This window comes from Tetzosporium hominis (genome assembly GCF_002265435.1).
GTDB lineage: Bacteria > Bacillota > Bacilli > Bacillales_A > Planococcaceae > Chryseomicrobium > Chryseomicrobium hominis.
In genome coordinates this window covers 1-299 of record NZ_NOKQ01000206.1, presented here as the reverse complement: position 1 = coordinate 299, position 299 = coordinate 1, and the positions used below count along the sequence as shown (strand labels likewise).

Sequence of the window (299 nt, the reverse complement as noted above, 5' to 3'; positions counted from 1 at the left end):
ATAGAGGGCTGTATGCTGGATCAGCTTCGCCCGTTTAATATAGGAATCAACGGTTTCTTTCAGGAACTTCTGCACAAGCACCGTGTCGGCGCCTTTTGCCCTTAAATAAGAAGCCGCATCAAAAGTCCGCGAGCCCGTGCGGAGAGAAAAGCTCTTTGTATCCACTATTATACCAGCTAATAGGGCTGTTGCTTCAATCATTTTGATTTTTAAGCGCTTCGGCTTATATTCAAGCAGTTCTTTCACCAATTCCGCTGTCGAATAAGCGTACGGCTCCATATAAACGATCAGAGTGTATA

General features: G+C 44.8%; 1 pseudogene. It reads right to left on the bottom strand.

The annotated features are described in order from the left end of the window. Nucleotides 1–299, bottom strand: a pseudogene (locus CF394_RS08040) (hypothetical protein); the annotation flags it as partial.